The following is a 15,088-nucleotide window of genomic DNA, read 5'->3' on the forward strand; positions in this document are numbered from 1 at the left end:
GAGGGCCAGTGGCCAAGGAGTCGGCGGGACAACAGCGGACCGGACTGCTGTACGGGATCGGCGCGTACGGGATGTGGGGCCTCGTCCCGTTGTTCTGGCCGCTCCTCAAGCCCGCCGACGCCATCGAGATCCTGGCCCACCGCATGGTGTGGTCCCTGGCGCTCGTCATCGTCGTGCTGCTCGTGATGCGGCGCTGGGCCTGGATCGGCGAGCTGGTGCGCCAGCCGCGCAGGCTCGGCCTGATAGCCGTGGCCGCCGCCGTGATCACGGTCAATTGGGGCGTCTACATCTGGTCGGTCAACTCCGGCCACGTGGTGGAGGCGTCGCTCGGCTACTTCATCAACCCGCTCGTCACCATCGCGATGGGCGTGCTGATCCTGAAGGAGCGGCTGCGGCGGGCCCAGTGGATCGCGGTCGGGATCGGGGCCGCGGCCGTGGTCGTCCTGACGGTGGGCTACGGGCAGCCGCCGTGGATCTCGCTGACGCTGGCGTTCTCGTTCGCGACGTACGGGCTGGTCAAGAAGAAGGTGAACCTCGGCGGCCTGGAATCCCTGGCCGCCGAGACCGCCGTGCAGTTCCTGCCCGCGCTCGCCTACCTGCTGTGGCTGAGCGGCCAGGGCCGGGCCACGTTCGGGTCCGAGGGCCCGGGCCATGCGGCCCTCCTCGCCGCGACCGGAGTGGTGACCGCCATCCCGCTGATCTGCTTCGGCGGGGCGGCGATCCGGGTGCCGCTCTCGACCCTCGGCCTGCTCCAGTACCTGGCCCCGGTCTTCCAGTTCCTGCTCGGCATCGTGTACTTCCACGAGGAGATGCCGCCGGAGCGCTGGGCGGGCTTCGCGCTGGTGTGGCTGGCCCTGACGACCCTGACGTGGGACGCCCTGCGCACGGCCCGCCTGTCCCGCAAGGCCCTGGCGTCGGCGATGACGAACGCGCCGGTCACGCCGAGGCCGCCCGGCCTGACCCCGCCGGCCCAGCGGGAGCCCAGGACGCCGGAGGCGCAGGGGTCCTAGGGTGCGGTCCCCTGGGTTGCGAATCTGCGGCGGTACGCGGACGGGCTGAGCCCCGTCTCGCGGCGCATCCGGACGCGGAGGTTGGCCGTGGTGCCGAGGCCGCTGAGCCGGGCCACCCGGTCGAGGCCGGGCTCGCCGCGTTCGATGAGGCGGCAGGCGAGGGCGACCCGTTCCGAGGTGAGCCAGGCCAGCGGGGTCGTGCCGAGCTGCTCCTGGAACCTGCGGTGCAGGGTGGCCGGGCTGACCGAGGCGCGGTGCGCGAGGTCGGCGACGCCGAGTGGCTGATCGAGGCGTTCCTGCGCCCAGGCGAGCACGCCGCCCAGCGAGGTGTCGGGCACGGCGGGGACGGGCCGCTCCACGAACTGCCGCTGCCCGCCGTCCCGGTGGGCCGCGAAGACGAGCCGTCGGCTCACCGCGTTGGCGATCTCGGCGCCGTGATCGACCCGGATGAGCTGGAGCCCGAGGTCGAGCGCCGCCGCGCTGCCGGCGGCGGTGTGGATGTCCCCATCGGTCACGAACAGCACATCGGGCTGGAGCAGCACGTCGGGGTAGCGCTCGGCGAAGGTTCCCGCCCAGCGCCAGTGAGTGGTGGCCCGGCGCCCGTCGAGCACCCCGGCGGCGGCCAGGGTGAAGGCACCCGTACAGAAACTGACCAGCCGCGCACCCCGGTCGGCGGCACCCCGCACGGCGTCGAGGACGGCCGGGGTGGGGGTGCTGAGCGGGTCGGGCCGGTTGGGCGCGATGAGAGTGTCCGCGGAGTCGACCGCGCCGAGGTCGGCGACCCCGGACAGCGTGAACATGCCGTTGTGCATCCGTACGGTGGGCGCGGCCGCGGCGAGCGTGAAGTCGTACCACCCGTGCGCGGGGAGGCCGAGCTCGGGCCGCCGCAGCCCGAACAGCTCGGTGGCGACGCCGAGTTCGAAGGGGTTGGATCCTTCGTCGACGATCACGACGACGCGGTGGGGAGTGGCGGGTGCGGCAGGCTGCCGGGCGGGTGCGGCAGGCCGTCGGTCGCCCGCGTCGGGCCATCGGGCGCCCGTGTCGGGCTGCGAGGATCGTTGCGACATGTGCGATTCGTAGCACTCGCGGGGCTAAGGCGCCACGACGACGATGAGGGCATGACTGATGAGCGCATGACCAACGAGCCCGTTGTTCTTTCGACCGCGTTCGCGAGGTTCGAGGCCCTGTGGAGCCCTCGGATCGTCGCCCGGGTGAACGATTACGACGTACGGATCGCGAAGGTGGCGGGCGAGCATGTGTGGCATGCGCACGACGACACGGACGAGTTCTTCCTGGTGCTGGAGGGCGAGCTGAGGATCGCGCTGCGGGAGGCGGATGGGGAGCGGGAGGTGGTGCTGCCGCAGGGGGCGGTGTTCGTGGTGCCGCGCGGGACAGAACACAAGCCGTCGTCGGAGGCGGGGGCGTCGATCCTGCTCTTCGAGCCGACGGGGACGCTGACGGTGGGCGACCGGCATGAAGCCGTCCCGGCCCACGTGGAAGCGACGGTGGGCCACGCCCTCCGGTAACCCCTTGCCCCCTCGGGGGCTCCACCCCTCGCACCCCGCTCCTCAGACGCCGGAGGGGCTGGACCAGGCCGACCGGGGTGGGCCATTTCGCGGATGCGAGGCGGGTGAACTGCAGGCTGAGAGCGACCGGTCGCGCGGTTCCCCGCGCCCCGGGCCCGCATTCGACCGCGGACCGTGCGTGGCTGGTCGCGCAGTTCCCCGCGCCCCTGACAACACCCAGTGCGGGCATACCCGCCCGGCGGGAGGCCCGCCGCGGCCATCGACTGCGGACCGTGCGTGGTTGCTCGCGCCCACGCGGCAGAGCCGCACAATGTCACAGCCCCGCGCCCCTAGCAGGATTGATCCTGGCGGGGTCGGTATCTTCAGCCTGTCCGGTGCTTGAGGACGAGCGCCGTTCAGGCGCGAACGGGGGTCCGGGGGCGGAGCCCCCGGACCAGGGGTGCAGGGGACGAGGTCCCCGCAGGGGTCTGGGGCGCAGCCCCAGGGCTCAGCTCTCCCCACCCTCGTCACGGGCGGGAGGGTGGGCGAACTCCCCGGGGGTGCAGGGGGCAGAGCCCCCGCAAGGGGGCTGGGGGCGCAGCCCCCGGAAGCCGAGCCGTCCAACCCCCTGCACGGGGGGGGGGTGGGCAAGCCCCCCCGCCCCCCCAGAAAATCAGGGGACCCAACCCCCCACCCCCGGCTACCGTGACCCCCATGTACTCGTACTACTTCTTCCGCTGACCCGCACCGCGCCCAAGCGGCCCGCAGGGCAGAGCCACCCCATCCGCACCGCGCCGAGCGGCCCGCAGGGGGTGCAAAGACCCCGCCGCGCCGCGACACCGCGCTGCCCTCTGCCAGGAAGAAGCCCCGAGTACCCCCAAGGGACACCCATGCGCGCCCGACACCCCTCCCAGCTCGCCCTCACCGCCGTCTCCAAGGCGTACGGAGACCGCCCCGTGCTGGAAGACGTATCCCTCACCGTCCGCCCCGGCGAGAAAGCCGCCGTCATCGGCGAGAACGGCTCCGGCAAGTCGACCCTGCTCCGGCTGCTCGCCGGAGCCGAGCGGCCGGACTCCGGCGAGGTCACCGCCGTCTTCCCCGGCGGCACGGCCCACCTCGCTCAGACCCTGGACCTCGCCCCCGACCGCACCGTCCAGGACGCGGTCGACCTCGCGCTGGCAGAACTGCGTACCCTCGAAGCGGCCATCAGAGCTGGCGAGACGCGCCTCGCGGACGCGGACGAGGCCGAACTCAGCGCCTACGGCGACCTGTTGACGGCGTACGAAGAACGCGACGGCTACCGCGCGGACGCCCGCACCGACGCCGCCCTGCACGCCCTCGGCCTCGCCCACGTGACCCGGGAGCGCGCGCTCGGCTCGCTCTCCGGCGGCGAGCAGTCCCGCCTGGCGCTGGCCTGCGTCCTGGCCGCCGCCCCCGAGCTGCTGCTGCTCGACGAGCCGACGAACCACCTGGACCGCCAGGCCACCGACTGGCTCGCAGAGCAACTCCGCGCCCACCGGGGCACCTTGGTGGTCGTCACCCACGACCGCGCGTTCCTCGAACGCGTCTCGACGACGATCCTGGAGGTGGACCGGGACCTGCGCACGGTCGTCCGGTACGGCGACGGCTGGGCCGGATACCGTACGGCCCGGGCCGCCGCGCGGCGCCGCCGGGAGCTCGCGCACCAGGAGTGGTGCGAGGAGCTGACCCGTACCCGGGACCTGGTCGAGGCCGCCGGGCAGCGGCTCGCCGCCAGCGGAAAGGACCCCGGCCAGGGCTTCGGCAAGCATCGCCGTTCCTCGGAGGCCAAGCTGTCCGGGCAGGTCAGGGCGGCCAGAACGCGCCTGGACCAGCTGGAGCGCGAGCCGGTCGCGGCCCCGCCGCCGCCCCTGCGCTTCACCGCCCGCCTCACCACGGCGGCGGCCGCCCCCGAAGGCCCGCTCGTCGAGCTGACCGGGGTGAAGGTCGGCCACCGCCTCGACGTACCCGCCCTGACCGTCAAAGCCGGCCGCCGCCTCCTCGTCTCCGGCCCCAACGGCGCGGGCAAGACCACCCTGCTCCGCATCCTCGCCGGCGACCTCACCCCGGAGGAGGGGAAGGTGGATCGGACGAGCCGTCATATCGGGTATTTGGCACAGGAGTTGAGCCACAACCCGAGCCGCCTGCCTCTCCTCGGCGCGTACGCCGCAGGGCGGTCCGGCCTCCCCGAGGAGTACGCCGACGAGCTGCTCGCGCTCGGCCTGTTCCGGGAGGAGGACTTGGCCGTGCCGGTCGCCGCGCTCTCTGTCGGGCAGCGGCGGCGGCTCGAACTGGCCCGCCTGGTGACCCGCCCCGCCGACCTCCTCGTGCTGGACGAGCCGACGAACCACGTGTCTCTCGCGCTGGTCGAGGAGGTGGAACAGGCCCTCGCCGCCTACTCGGGCGCGGTCGTCGTGGTCTCGCACGACCGCCGTTTCCGGTCCTCCTTCACGGGCGACGAGTTGGAGCTCCGCGCCGGAGCGGCGGTGAGCTGACCCGGTCCCCGCCCGGCCACGGCGCTCCGCAATTCGGGACGGGACGCCGTGGCCCGGCTATAAACGAACACATGACCCTGCACTGGAAACTCGTCGTCGACGCCGCCGACCCGCACACCCAGGCCGACTTCTGGGCCGCCGCCCTCGGTTACGTGGTCGAGGACAACAGCGTGCTGATCAACCGGCTGCGTTCGGCCGGCGCGATCGGCCCCGAGATCACCCTGGAACACGGCGGCCGGATCGCCTTTCGAGATCTGGTCGCCGTCCGGCATCCGGACGATTCCTACGACCCCGAGAGCGGCACGGGGCTCGGCCGGCGCATCCTGTTCCAGCGGGTTCCGGAGCGGAAGACGGCGAAGAACCGGCTGCACATCGACGTCCACTCGGCACCCGGAACCCGGGAGGCCCAGGTCGGCCGTCTTGTCGGGCTCGGGTCGAGCGTGCTGCGCCAAGTGCAAGAAGCAGGAGGCGAGTTCACGGTGATGACCGACCCCGAGGGAAACGAGTTCTGCGTCCACTAGGGCCGGAGCCACCGACCGTCGCGGGCCGCGAGCCGACCGAAGCCCCGAAAAGCCCGCCCCCGATCGACATCTCCCAATTTCTTTTCATTTGGCGCCAGTTGATGCCTTCCTTGAGCTCCCCTTCACCCGCCCCGCGTCCGGAATCCGAACTCCCTTGGCCTGTTTACGTTCTTGACGCCTCCTGTACCTCTCCTTGACCATCGGGCTCACGTTTCCGTCCCCCATCCCCCACACGGAACACGGAGCCCCCCATGCACAGCTCCCACTCCCGGCGCACCCCGGCTGCGGGCGCGGCGCTCGCTGCCGCCGCCCTCGCCGTCGGTCTGCTCGCGCCGACCGTCCACGCGGCCCCGGCCCCGCCGGCAGCCTCCATACCCGCAGCCGTCTCGGCGCCCGACATACCCGTCGCCAACGTCAAGGCGCACCTCGCCCAGCTCCAGCAGATAGCCAACGCCAACGGCGGCAACCGCGCCCACGGCCGCTCCGGCTACAAGGCCTCGCTCGACTACGTGAAGGGCAAGCTGGACGCGGCCGGGTTCACCACCTCCGTCCAGCAGTTCAGTTCGTCCGGCGCCACTGGCTACAACCTGATCGCCGACTGGCCGGGCGGCGACACCTCCCGGACCGTCATGGCGGGCGCGCACCTCGACTCGGTGACCGCGGGCCCTGGCATCAACGACAACGGTTCCGGTTCGGCCGGCATCCTGGAGACCGCGCTCGCCGTCTCAAGGGACCGGCTCAAGCCCGACAAGCACCTGCGGTTCGCCTGGTGGGGCGCCGAGGAGCTGGGCATGGTCGGATCCCGGTACTACGTCAACTCACTTGGTACCAGCGACCGTTCGAAGATCTCGGGGTATCTGAACTTCGACATGATCGGCTCGCCGAACCCGGGCTACTTCGTCTACGACGACGACCCCGCCCTGGAGAAGGTCTTCAAGGACTACTTCGCCACCCTCTCCCTCCCGACCGAGATCGAGACGGAGGGCGACGGCCGCTCCGACCACGCCCCGTTCAAGAACGCGGGCATCCCCGTGGGCGGCCTTTTCTCGGGCGCCGACTACACCAAGACGGCAGCCCAGGCGCAGAAGTGGGGCGGCTCGGCGGGCAAGGAGTTCGACGCCTGCTACCACGCCTCCTGCGACACGAGCGGCAACATCGACGACACGGCGCTGGACCACAACAGCGACGCGATCGCGTACGCGCTGTGGCAGCTGGCCGGCGGCACCTCGGCGCGATGAAGCACACCGTGAACGCCTGCGCCGAGGCAGGGAACGGCGGTTGGAAGCTCATGTCCTGAGTCCCCCCAACTCGGCCCGTGCCGGACCCCCACGAGATGCATGCGTGTGCATAGAATGCACACGCATGCATTCTTGGGCTACGTACGGAGGGGACCATGGCCCGCGACTTCCTTTTCCTGCTCGGCAGCACCCGCAGCGGCGGCAACACCGAGGCGCTCGCCCGGCAGGCCGCCGCACAGCTCCCGGCGGGCGACACCGCCCGCTGGCTGAGCCTCGCCGAGCTCGAACTCCCCGGGTTCCGCGACCTGCGCCACACCGAGCAGCGCGTCCAGGCCGCCCCCACCGGGGACGCGGCGACGCTCCTGGAGGCGACGCTGGCCGCCACCGATCTGGTGATCGCCTCGCCGCTGTACTGGTACAGCGTCTCCACCCCGGTCAAGCACTACCTCGATCACTGGGTGAACTGGCTCTACAACCCCGACCTCGACTTCAAGCGGCGCATGGCGGGCCGCACCCTGTGGGGCGTGACCGCACTCGCCGGCAGCGACCACTCGATGGCGGACCCGCTGGTGGGGACCCTGCGGAACTCGGCCGCGTACATGGGGATGAACTGGGGCGGCGTGCTGCTCGGCTCCGGCACGCGGCCCGGCGAGATCGAGGGCGACACGGTAGCGGCAGCCCGCGCCAAGACCTTCTTCAGCTCGACCCCGGAGCCCGCATCGCGCGCATGACATGGGCAACCAGCGTCTCGATCCGCTGCTCGTCGGGGAACGCCCGGCCCAGCGAGTGGCGGTAGTAGAGCGGGCCGTACATCATCTCCACGGCCAGCGGAAGATCGGCGTCCGGGGGCAGTTGGCCCTGCTCCTGGGCGCCCCGCATGCGCTCGTAGACCAGCGCGACGCGCGGGATGACGAGCTCGTCGTTGACCGCCCTCGCGAGCCGCTCGTCGTGCAGCAGCTCGGCGAGGATCCCGGTGTACGCGGGCCCCACCACCGGCGAGGTGAACAGCCGCACCAGGCTCCCGATGTGGGTCCGCAGATCGGCTTCGATGTCACCGGTGTCGGGCAGCGGCGAAGCGCTGGCCACCAGCCCGGTCACCGCGTCGAGCAGGATCGCGCCCTTCGTCGACCACCAGCGGTAGATCGTCTTCTTGCTCACCCCCGCACGGGCCGCGATGGCCTCGATGGTGACCTTGCCGTATCCGCTCTCCGCGCACAGTTCGAGCGCGGCCGTGAGCGTCGCGCTGCGTGATTTCTCGCTGCGGCGCCTGGGGCTCGGGGCGGACGCGGACGGGGTGATCATGCCCTCACTCTACGAGCACGCCCCGAACCGGATTGACAGTCGGGCGTACGACTCCAACAATGACGCAGGAAACGGAACGTGTCGTGTCGAGCCGTCACGGGGGTCGGCTCGCACGACCGGTCCGTTCCGGACACTTCACATCCTGATTCGGGCACTTCACATGTCGTTCCTGACATGTTGGGCGCCGTTCCGGGGTGTCACGCCGTGATGTCCTTCGTCGTGAAGCGGGCCCAGGCCGCCGAGCCGAAGACCGCGACGTACAGGGCCTGGAGTTCGAAGTTCTTCACCAGCTGGTCCCAGTAGACGGGCTCGCGCAGGACGTCCGCGAAGGACAGCCAGTAGTGCGGGAAGAGGTACGGCGCGATCGCGGACAGCTGCGGTATCTGGCCCAGGATCTGGACCGTGATCAGCAGCCCGACGGTCGAGGCCATCGCGGCGATCCCGCTGTTGGTCAGCGTCGAGATGAACAGGCCGAGTGCCGCCATCCCGGACAGCGAGACCGCCACCACCCCGGCGACCGCCACGGCCCGCAGCAGCCCGTCCGCGAAGGAGATCTGCGTACCGGAGATCGTCGTGACGTCGCCGAGCGGGAAGAGCAGCGCCCCGACCGCGAGGGCGGATGCCGCCACCGCCAGCGTGGCGATCAGGCAGAACGCGAGCACCGAGGCGTACTTGGCCAACAGCAGCCGCGTGCGGCCCGCCGGGGCGACGAGCAGATAGCGCAGGGTGCCGGAGTTGGCCTCGCCCGCGACCGCGTCGCCCGCCACCACCCCGACCGCCATCGGCAGGAACACCGGCAGGGTGGCCGCGAGGGCCGCGAAGACGAGGAAGAGACCGTTGTTCGTGATCTGCGCGATGAAGGCGGGGCCGTCTCCCCCACCGCCGCCCCGGCCTCCCCCGCCGTCGCCCGTCTGGATCTTCACCGCGATGCCGATCAGGACCGGCACGGCGGCCAGCACCCCGAGCAGGGCGAGCGTGCGCCAGCGGCGCACCACCGTGACCAGCTCGGAGCGGAAAAGACCGAGCGACCACAGGGCGCTCGGCTTCCGCGCGGGACCGGGCACCGGGTCCCGATCCGCCACGTCCACGACCTCAGCCCGCGACATCGAAGCCCTCCCCGGTCAGCGCGACGAAGGCGTCCTCAAGGGAGGCCCGCTCGGCGGCGAAGCCGCGCACCCGCACCCCGGCCCGCACCAGCTCGGCGTTGAGGTCCGCCAACTCGACGTCGGCGGACGGCAGTTCAGCCGTCACCCGGTCCTCGCCGGTCACCGTCACGTCGGCGATGCCGCACTCCTTGAGGAGGCGGGCCGCCGCCGCGGTGTCCGGGGTGGTCACCGCGAGCCGGCCCCGCGCGTTCGCGGCGAGCTCGGCCACCTCGCCCTGGACGACGAGCCGCCCCTGGTTCATCACGGCGGCGTGCGAGCAGACCTGCTCGATCTCGTCGAGGAGGTGCGAGGAGAGGAAGACGGTCGTCCCGTCCTCGGCCAACTCCCTTATCAGCGCCCGGATTTCCCGCATGCCCTGCGGGTCGAGGCCGTTGGTCGGCTCGTCCAGGACGAGCAGCTCCCGGCGCTGGAGCAGCGCCGCCGCGAGGCCCAGGCGCTGCTTCATGCCCAGCGAGTACGCCCGCGCCTTCTTGCCCGCCGCCGCCGTGAGGCCCACCCGGTCCAGGGCGGCCGTCACCCGGGCGGTGCGGGTGCGCGGATCGGCGGTGGGGTCGGCGGCGTCGTACCGCAGCAGGTTGTCGCGGCCGGACAGGAAGCCGTACAGGGCGGGGCCCTCGATCAGGGCGCCCACCCTGGGCAGCACGGCGCGGGCGGCTCTCGGCATGAGGCTGCCGAGGACGCTCGCGGTGCCGTTGGTCGGCTCTATGAGGCCCATCAGCATGCGGATGGTGGTGGTCTTGCCGGAGCCGTTGGGGCCCAGGAAGCCGAAGACACTGCCGCGGGGGACGGTCAGGTCCAGCCCGTTCACGGCCAGCTGGCCGCCGCGGTAGCGCTTGCTGAGGCCGTGCGTCTCGATGGCCGCTGAAACCTTCCCCACCCCCTCCGACGGTTGAGGAAGGAGCGGTTCACCCCTTCCTCAACCCCCTGGAAAATCCGGCGTATTGGCGCTACTTGGCCGAGTTGGCCGCGTCGACCAGCGCGTCCTTCGTCACCGCGCCCACGTACACCTTGCCGTTGTCCGTGATCAGGGCGTTCACCAGGCGGGTCTTGAAGACCGTGCCCGTGCCGAACTTGCCGGAGACCTTGTCGCCGAGGGAGTCCAGGAACTTCTGGGCGTCGCCGCCGCCCTTGCCGTTGTCCGCCTTCGGCATGCCCTTGCCGCCGGTGTCGAGCTCGGCGATGGCCGTCCAGCCCTTGCCGATGACCTTGGTGTTCTTGGCGTCGCCCAGGTTGCCGAGGCCGCCCGGCAGGCCCTGCTCGGGCTTGTACGTCTGCTTCTGCTTGCCGTCGTCCTCGGTGACCTTCGCACCCTTGGGCGGGCTGAACTTGAACGTGTCCGCCGACGGCTTCGAGAAGTCGACCTTGGTGAAGCCCGCGTCGACCACGGCCTTGCCGCCCGCGCTCGGCGAGAGCGTGAACTTCAGCGGCACCCCGGTCTTGGCGTCCACCGCTATGCGGACCGAGCCGATGGTCGAGCCGGACTGCTTCGGCTTGATCAGGAGCTGGTACGCGTCGCGCCCGGCCACCTGGGCCGTGCCGTCGACCGATACCGCGGTGGTGGGGTCGACGTTCTTCAGGAACTGGTCGGCCAGCGCCTTCGGCGTGGTCGGAACGCCCGCGTCCGGAGCCTTCTTGCCGTGCTTCTCGGCCGCGTCCGCCGCGGACTTCTGTGAGTGGAAGACCTGGTTGGAGCCGCTGTCGTACGCCCAGACGTCGTTGCCGTCGTGGATCAGGCTGTACTCGGCCGCGTCCTCCAGGATCGACACCTTCTGGCGGTCCGGGCCGTCGGCCGCGATCCGCAGGGTGTGCGTGCCCGAGGCGAGCTCGGTCAGCTTCGCGTCCGGGGAGGCGGACTTGCCCGAGCCGCCGCCCTTGGGGGCGAACGAGCCGAGGCTGCCGAGCCCGGGCAGGCCCAGGTCGGTCGTGATCTTCATCGTGCCGGAGAGCTGCTGCGTGTCCGAGGCGGCCATCTTCTCGATGAGCTGCTGCGCGCTGATCTTCGGCAGACTGGGGTCACCGGCCGCGGCGAGCGCCGGGACCAGTCCGATGGTCGCCGCCGCGACCCCCGCCACCCCGACCGGGACGAGGTAGCGCGCCGCCTTCCGGCGGCCCGCGCCGGGGTCCCTGGCCTCGTCGGTGGCCTGTGCGCTGTCGTTCGGTGCCATGTGTGCCCTACCTCCGTGGTCGGCGGCGTCCGTCCGTCGTGCTCAGTTCCACCCCGCGCCGCCATTCTCACCCGAATTGGTCAGGAGTGGTGCTTCCAATCTGACCAAAACGACCGCCCCGGCGCGTCAGCCCCCGGGAGCAACCTCACGTACCTCTCTGGGATGACAGAACCCCGAGTCGGGTACCCCGTCCAGTAGGGGTCGGCGGCGCGCCCCTCATCCCGGCCGAGTGGCCCAGGTCACAAATCTGTGGCTCGAAGTGAGTGCAGGGCGGGCCGGATCCGTACCTCTGGGTGAGAGCAAGCGGCACCCACCAAGCCGTACCGAAGCCCTACTAAGGGGGTACGCCATGCTCAGGACTCAGCGCATCGCGGTCGGCGCGACCGCCGGGGCCTTCGCCCTGGCGCTCGCCGTCAGCGGATGCGGCAGCGGAAGCAGCAACTCCGGATCCGGTGGATCCACTTCTGCCAGCAGCCCCTCCACCAGCAGCAGCTCAGGCAGCAGCGCGGCCCGGCCCGCCACCGACACCCTCTCCACCGCCAAGGTCGACAAGGTGGGCACGGTGGTCGTGGACGGCAAGGGGTTCGTGCTCTACCGCTTCGACAAGGACACCGCGAAGCCGACGCCCAAGTCGAACTGCTACGGCACCTGCGCCGCCCAGTGGCCGCCCGCCCCCGCGACCGGCAACGTCACGGTGAAGGGCATCGACAAGTCCCTGGTCGGCACGGTCACCCGCAACGACGGCACCAAGCAGCTCACCCTCGCGGGCCGGCCGCTCTACCGGTACGCCAAGGACGACGAGCCGCACGAGGCGTACGGCCAGGGCGTCGGCGGCATCTGGTTCGCGGCGACGCCGACCGGCGCCAAGGCCATGACGAGCGACACCGGCAGCAGCTCAGGAGGCGGCTCCGGCTACTGACCGGCGGCTACCGGGCGCCGACCGCTCCTGGGTGACCGGCCCGGTCAGCCCGCGCGGTGCACGACCGCGTCGCAGAGCTCTTCGAGCGCGGACTTCGCGTACCCGGAGGGCAGCGGCGCGAGCGTGGCCCGCGCCTCCTCGGCGTACCGGACGGTGTCCCTGCGCGCCTGCTCAAGGGCCGGGTGCACGCGCAGCCGGCGCAGCGCCTCCGCGTGCCGGGCGTCGTCGCTGAGGTCGCCGTCGAGCAGCGCCACGAGCTCCAGGTCGTCCGGGCGGCCGTGCTGCGCGGCCTGTGCCCGCAGGTGCAGGACGGGGAGCGTGGGGATGCCCTCGCGCAGGTCGGTGCCCGGGGTCTTGCCGGACTCGTGCGAGTCGCTGGCGATGTCCAGGACGTCGTCGGCGAGCTGGAAGGCGGTGCCCAGGCGCTCGCCGTACTGCGTGAGGATGTCGACGACCGACTCGTCGGCGCCGGACATCATCGCGCCGAACCGGCCGGAGACCGCGACGAGGGAGCCCGTCTTGCCGGACAGCACGTCGAGGTAGTGGTCGACCGGGTCGCGCCCGTCGCGGGGGCCCGCGGTCTCCAGGATCTGGCCGGTGACGAGCCGTTCGAACGCCTCGGCCTGAATACGTACGGCCTCGGGCCCGAGATCCGCCAGTATGTGCGAGGCGCGCGCGAAGAGAAAATCACCCGTGAGGACCGCGACGGAGTTGCCCCAGCGGGCGTTGGCGCTGTCCACGCCGCGCCGCACATCGGCCTCGTCCATCACGTCGTCGTGGTACAGCGTCGCGAGGTGCGTGAGCTCGACGACCACGGCGGAGGGCACGACGCCCGGCGCGTACGGATCACCGAACTGGGCGGCCAGCATCACGATCAGCGGGCGGAATCGCTTGCCACCTGCACGGATGAGGTGCTGCGCGGCCTCCGTGATGAACGGAACCTCGCTCTTGGTGGCATCGAGCAGTCCCGCCTCGACAGCCGCCAATCCGGTCTGGACATCGGCTTCAAGTGCCTGGTCCCGCACGCTCAGCCCGAACGGCCCGACGACGGTCACGAGGGGTACTCCTGTCTGCTGACGATCACACGGATTGTCGATGTGTCGCTGCCTTCACTCAAGTCAGCGTATCGGGTCGCTGTTCGATCACCATGGGCGCCTTCCCGTCACCCCTCGCGCACAGTCCCTTGAGCACCGGTATGTTCTTGATCAGTTCATACGATCAGGAGTGGACCTTTTGTCCGGAACGATGACCGACACCCCCGATGATCCGGCCGCGGAGCAGCCGCCCCCGCAGGACGATCATGCCTTCTTCGGTCAGCCCCGGGGCCTGCTCACCCTCTCCGGCCTGGAGGTCTGGGAGCGGTTCTCGTTCCTCGGGATGCAGGCGATCCTGGTCCTGTACTTCGCCGACTCCGTCGCGAACGACGGCATGGGCATGGACGCCGGCACCGCCGCCTCCGTCTCGGCCGCCTACGGCACCCTCGTCTATCTGGTCTCGGTGGCCGGCGGCTGGCTCGCCGACCGCATCCTCGGCTCGTACCGCGCGGTCCTGTACGGCGGCATCCTGATCGCCTGCGGCCACTACGCGATGGCCGTGCCCACCCCGGCGATGACCTGGGTCGGACTCGGTCTGATCAGCGCGGGCACCGGCCTGCTCAAGCCCAATGTCGCCTCCATGGTCGGCAAGCTCTACCGCACCGACGACGAGCGCCGCGACGCCGGATTCGCGCTCTACTACATGGGCATCAACGTCGGCGCCTTCGCGGGCCCGCTGATCACCGGCTGGCTCGGCGACCACAAGGGCTGGCACTGGGGCTTCTCGGCGGCCGCGGTCGGCATGACGTTCGGCCTGATCCAGTACGTCCTCGGCCGACGGCACCTCGCCGGACGCAAGCACGCGGCCGAATTCGCCCTGCCGCGCGAGGGCATGCTCCGCGCGGTCCGCCTCATGGTGCTCGGCGCCCTGCTGGTCGCGGCCCTCGCCGTCCTGCTCGCCCTGGGCGGCTGGCTGACGATCGGCCGCTTCGTCGACCTGCTGACGCTGATCTCGGTGATCGCGCCGGTCGTGTACTTCGCGGTGATGTTCGCCAGCCCGCGCGTGACCGCCGAGGAACGCGGTCGCCTGAGGCCGTACGTGGTCCTGTTCCTGGCCTCGGTGGCGTTCAACTTCATCCTGTTCCAGGCGTACTCGACGATGATGCTGCTCGCCTCCACCAACGCCGAGACGACCATCCTCGGCTTCCACTTCCCGGCCAGCTGGTACGCCTCCGCGCTGGGCGCGTTCGAGGTGGCGCTCGCGCCGGTGGTGGCCGCCGTGTGGGCCCGCATGGGCCGGCGCCAGCCGCACGCCTCCAACAAGATCGCCTTCGGTGTGATCCTGGGCGGCCTGTCCTTCCTGCTGATGGTCCTGCCGACCTCGGGCCACTCCACCGACACGTACAGGATGGCGGCCTGGTGGATCGTCGGCTCGTACCTGCTGCTCGGACTCGGCGACATCCTGCTGGAGACCTCCGGCATGTCGGCCACCACCAAGCTCGCCCCGAAGGCCTTCGCCAGCCAGACGATGTCGCTCTGGTTCCTCTCCCTCGCGCTCGCCAACGGCATCCAGGCGCAGACCGTGAAGGTGTACGGAAAGGTCTCCAACCCCGCCTACTTCAGCCTGAACGGCGCCATCGCCGTGGCCGTCGGCATCGCCGTGATCCTCGCCGCCCCCTGGCTCAAGCGCACCATGCACCCCGTCCACTGAGGTT

14 protein-coding genes are annotated in these 15,088 nt (G+C 71.2%); 8 read left to right on the forward strand and 6 right to left on the reverse strand.

Features of this window, described 5'->3' with window-relative positions; all coding sequences use genetic code 11:
• Positions 1–8: 8 nt before the first annotated feature.
• Complete coding sequence (rarD, locus tag OHA17_RS16645; RefSeq protein WP_406507288.1) at positions 9–1,010, forward strand: EamA family transporter RarD; 1,002 nt, start codon at positions 9–11, stop codon at positions 1,008–1,010.
• Here rarD and OHA17_RS16650 read toward each other — a convergent pair.
• Entirely contained in the window at positions 1,007–2,077 is a 1,071-nt protein-coding gene (locus OHA17_RS16650) for a helix-turn-helix domain-containing protein (protein ID WP_406507289.1), read from the reverse strand. The two genes, rarD and OHA17_RS16650, sit on opposite strands and share 4 nt — an antisense overlap.
• Positions 2,078–2,143: 66 nt before the next feature.
• Here OHA17_RS16650 and OHA17_RS16655 point away from each other — a divergent pair, with 66 nt between their 5' ends.
• From OHA17_RS16655 to OHA17_RS16675, 5 genes are all read left to right on the forward strand, one after another.
• On the forward strand, positions 2,144–2,536 hold the full coding sequence (locus OHA17_RS16655; protein WP_406510737.1) for a cupin domain-containing protein: 393 nt from the start codon (positions 2,144–2,146) through the stop codon (positions 2,534–2,536).
• 869 nt (positions 2,537–3,405) lie between these two features.
• Entirely contained in the window at positions 3,406–5,028 is a 1,623-nt protein-coding gene (abc-f, locus tag OHA17_RS16660; protein ID WP_406507290.1) for a ribosomal protection-like ABC-F family protein, read from the forward strand.
• Positions 5,029–5,099: 71 nt separating this feature from the next.
• On the forward strand, positions 5,100–5,549 hold the full coding sequence (locus tag OHA17_RS16665) for a VOC family protein (protein ID WP_406507291.1): 450 nt from the start codon (positions 5,100–5,102) through the stop codon (positions 5,547–5,549).
• A 251-nt stretch (positions 5,550–5,800) separates the two neighbouring features.
• Positions 5,801–6,787: a M28 family metallopeptidase gene (locus tag OHA17_RS16670; RefSeq protein ID WP_406507292.1), complete on the forward strand. Its 987-nt coding sequence runs from the start codon at positions 5,801–5,803 to the stop codon at positions 6,785–6,787.
• A 155-nt stretch (positions 6,788–6,942) separates the two neighbouring features.
• Positions 6,943–7,518 (forward strand): flavodoxin family protein, encoded by a 576-nt coding sequence (locus OHA17_RS16675; protein ID WP_406507293.1) that lies wholly within the window; start codon positions 6,943–6,945, stop codon positions 7,516–7,518.
• Here the strand turns inward: OHA17_RS16675 and OHA17_RS16680 are convergent.
• The 4 genes from OHA17_RS16680 to OHA17_RS16695 form a co-directional block, all read right to left on the reverse strand.
• Entirely contained in the window at positions 7,484–8,089 is a 606-nt protein-coding gene (locus OHA17_RS16680) for a TetR/AcrR family transcriptional regulator (protein WP_406507294.1), read from the reverse strand. The genes OHA17_RS16675 and OHA17_RS16680 overlap by 35 nt on opposite strands.
• Before the next feature lie 197 nt (positions 8,090–8,286).
• On the reverse strand, positions 8,287–9,195 hold the full coding sequence (locus OHA17_RS16685; RefSeq protein WP_406507295.1) for an ABC transporter permease: 909 nt from the start codon (positions 9,193–9,195) through the stop codon (positions 8,287–8,289).
• Positions 9,182–10,132, reverse strand: coding sequence for an ABC transporter ATP-binding protein (locus OHA17_RS16690; protein ID WP_406507296.1), 951 nt, complete (start codon positions 10,130–10,132; stop codon positions 9,182–9,184). Before OHA17_RS16690 ends, OHA17_RS16685 begins: the two co-directional genes overlap by 14 nt.
• A 70-nt stretch (positions 10,133–10,202) precedes the next feature.
• Positions 10,203–11,420: a LolA family protein gene (locus tag OHA17_RS16695; protein ID WP_406507297.1), complete on the reverse strand. Its 1,218-nt coding sequence runs from the start codon at positions 11,418–11,420 to the stop codon at positions 10,203–10,205.
• A 349-nt stretch (positions 11,421–11,769) separates the two neighbouring features.
• Here OHA17_RS16695 and OHA17_RS16700 point away from each other — a divergent pair, with 349 nt between their 5' ends.
• Entirely contained in the window at positions 11,770–12,339 is a 570-nt protein-coding gene (locus tag OHA17_RS16700; protein WP_406507298.1) for a hypothetical protein, read from the forward strand.
• A 44-nt stretch (positions 12,340–12,383) separates the two neighbouring features.
• Here OHA17_RS16700 and OHA17_RS16705 read toward each other — a convergent pair whose 3' ends face one another.
• Positions 12,384–13,394, reverse strand: a complete 1,011-nt coding sequence (locus tag OHA17_RS16705; RefSeq protein WP_053724107.1) for a polyprenyl synthetase family protein — start codon at positions 13,392–13,394, stop codon at positions 12,384–12,386.
• Positions 13,395–13,584: 190 nt separating this feature from the next.
• On the opposite strand from OHA17_RS16705, the gene OHA17_RS16710 reads away from it, so the two are divergent.
• Positions 13,585–15,084: a peptide MFS transporter gene (locus OHA17_RS16710; protein ID WP_406507299.1), complete on the forward strand. Its 1,500-nt coding sequence runs from the start codon at positions 13,585–13,587 to the stop codon at positions 15,082–15,084.
• Positions 15,085–15,088: the final 4 nt, after the last annotated feature.

This window comes from Streptomyces sp. NBC_00212, assembly GCF_045206365.1.
GTDB lineage: Bacteria > Actinomycetota > Actinomycetes > Streptomycetales > Streptomycetaceae > Streptomyces.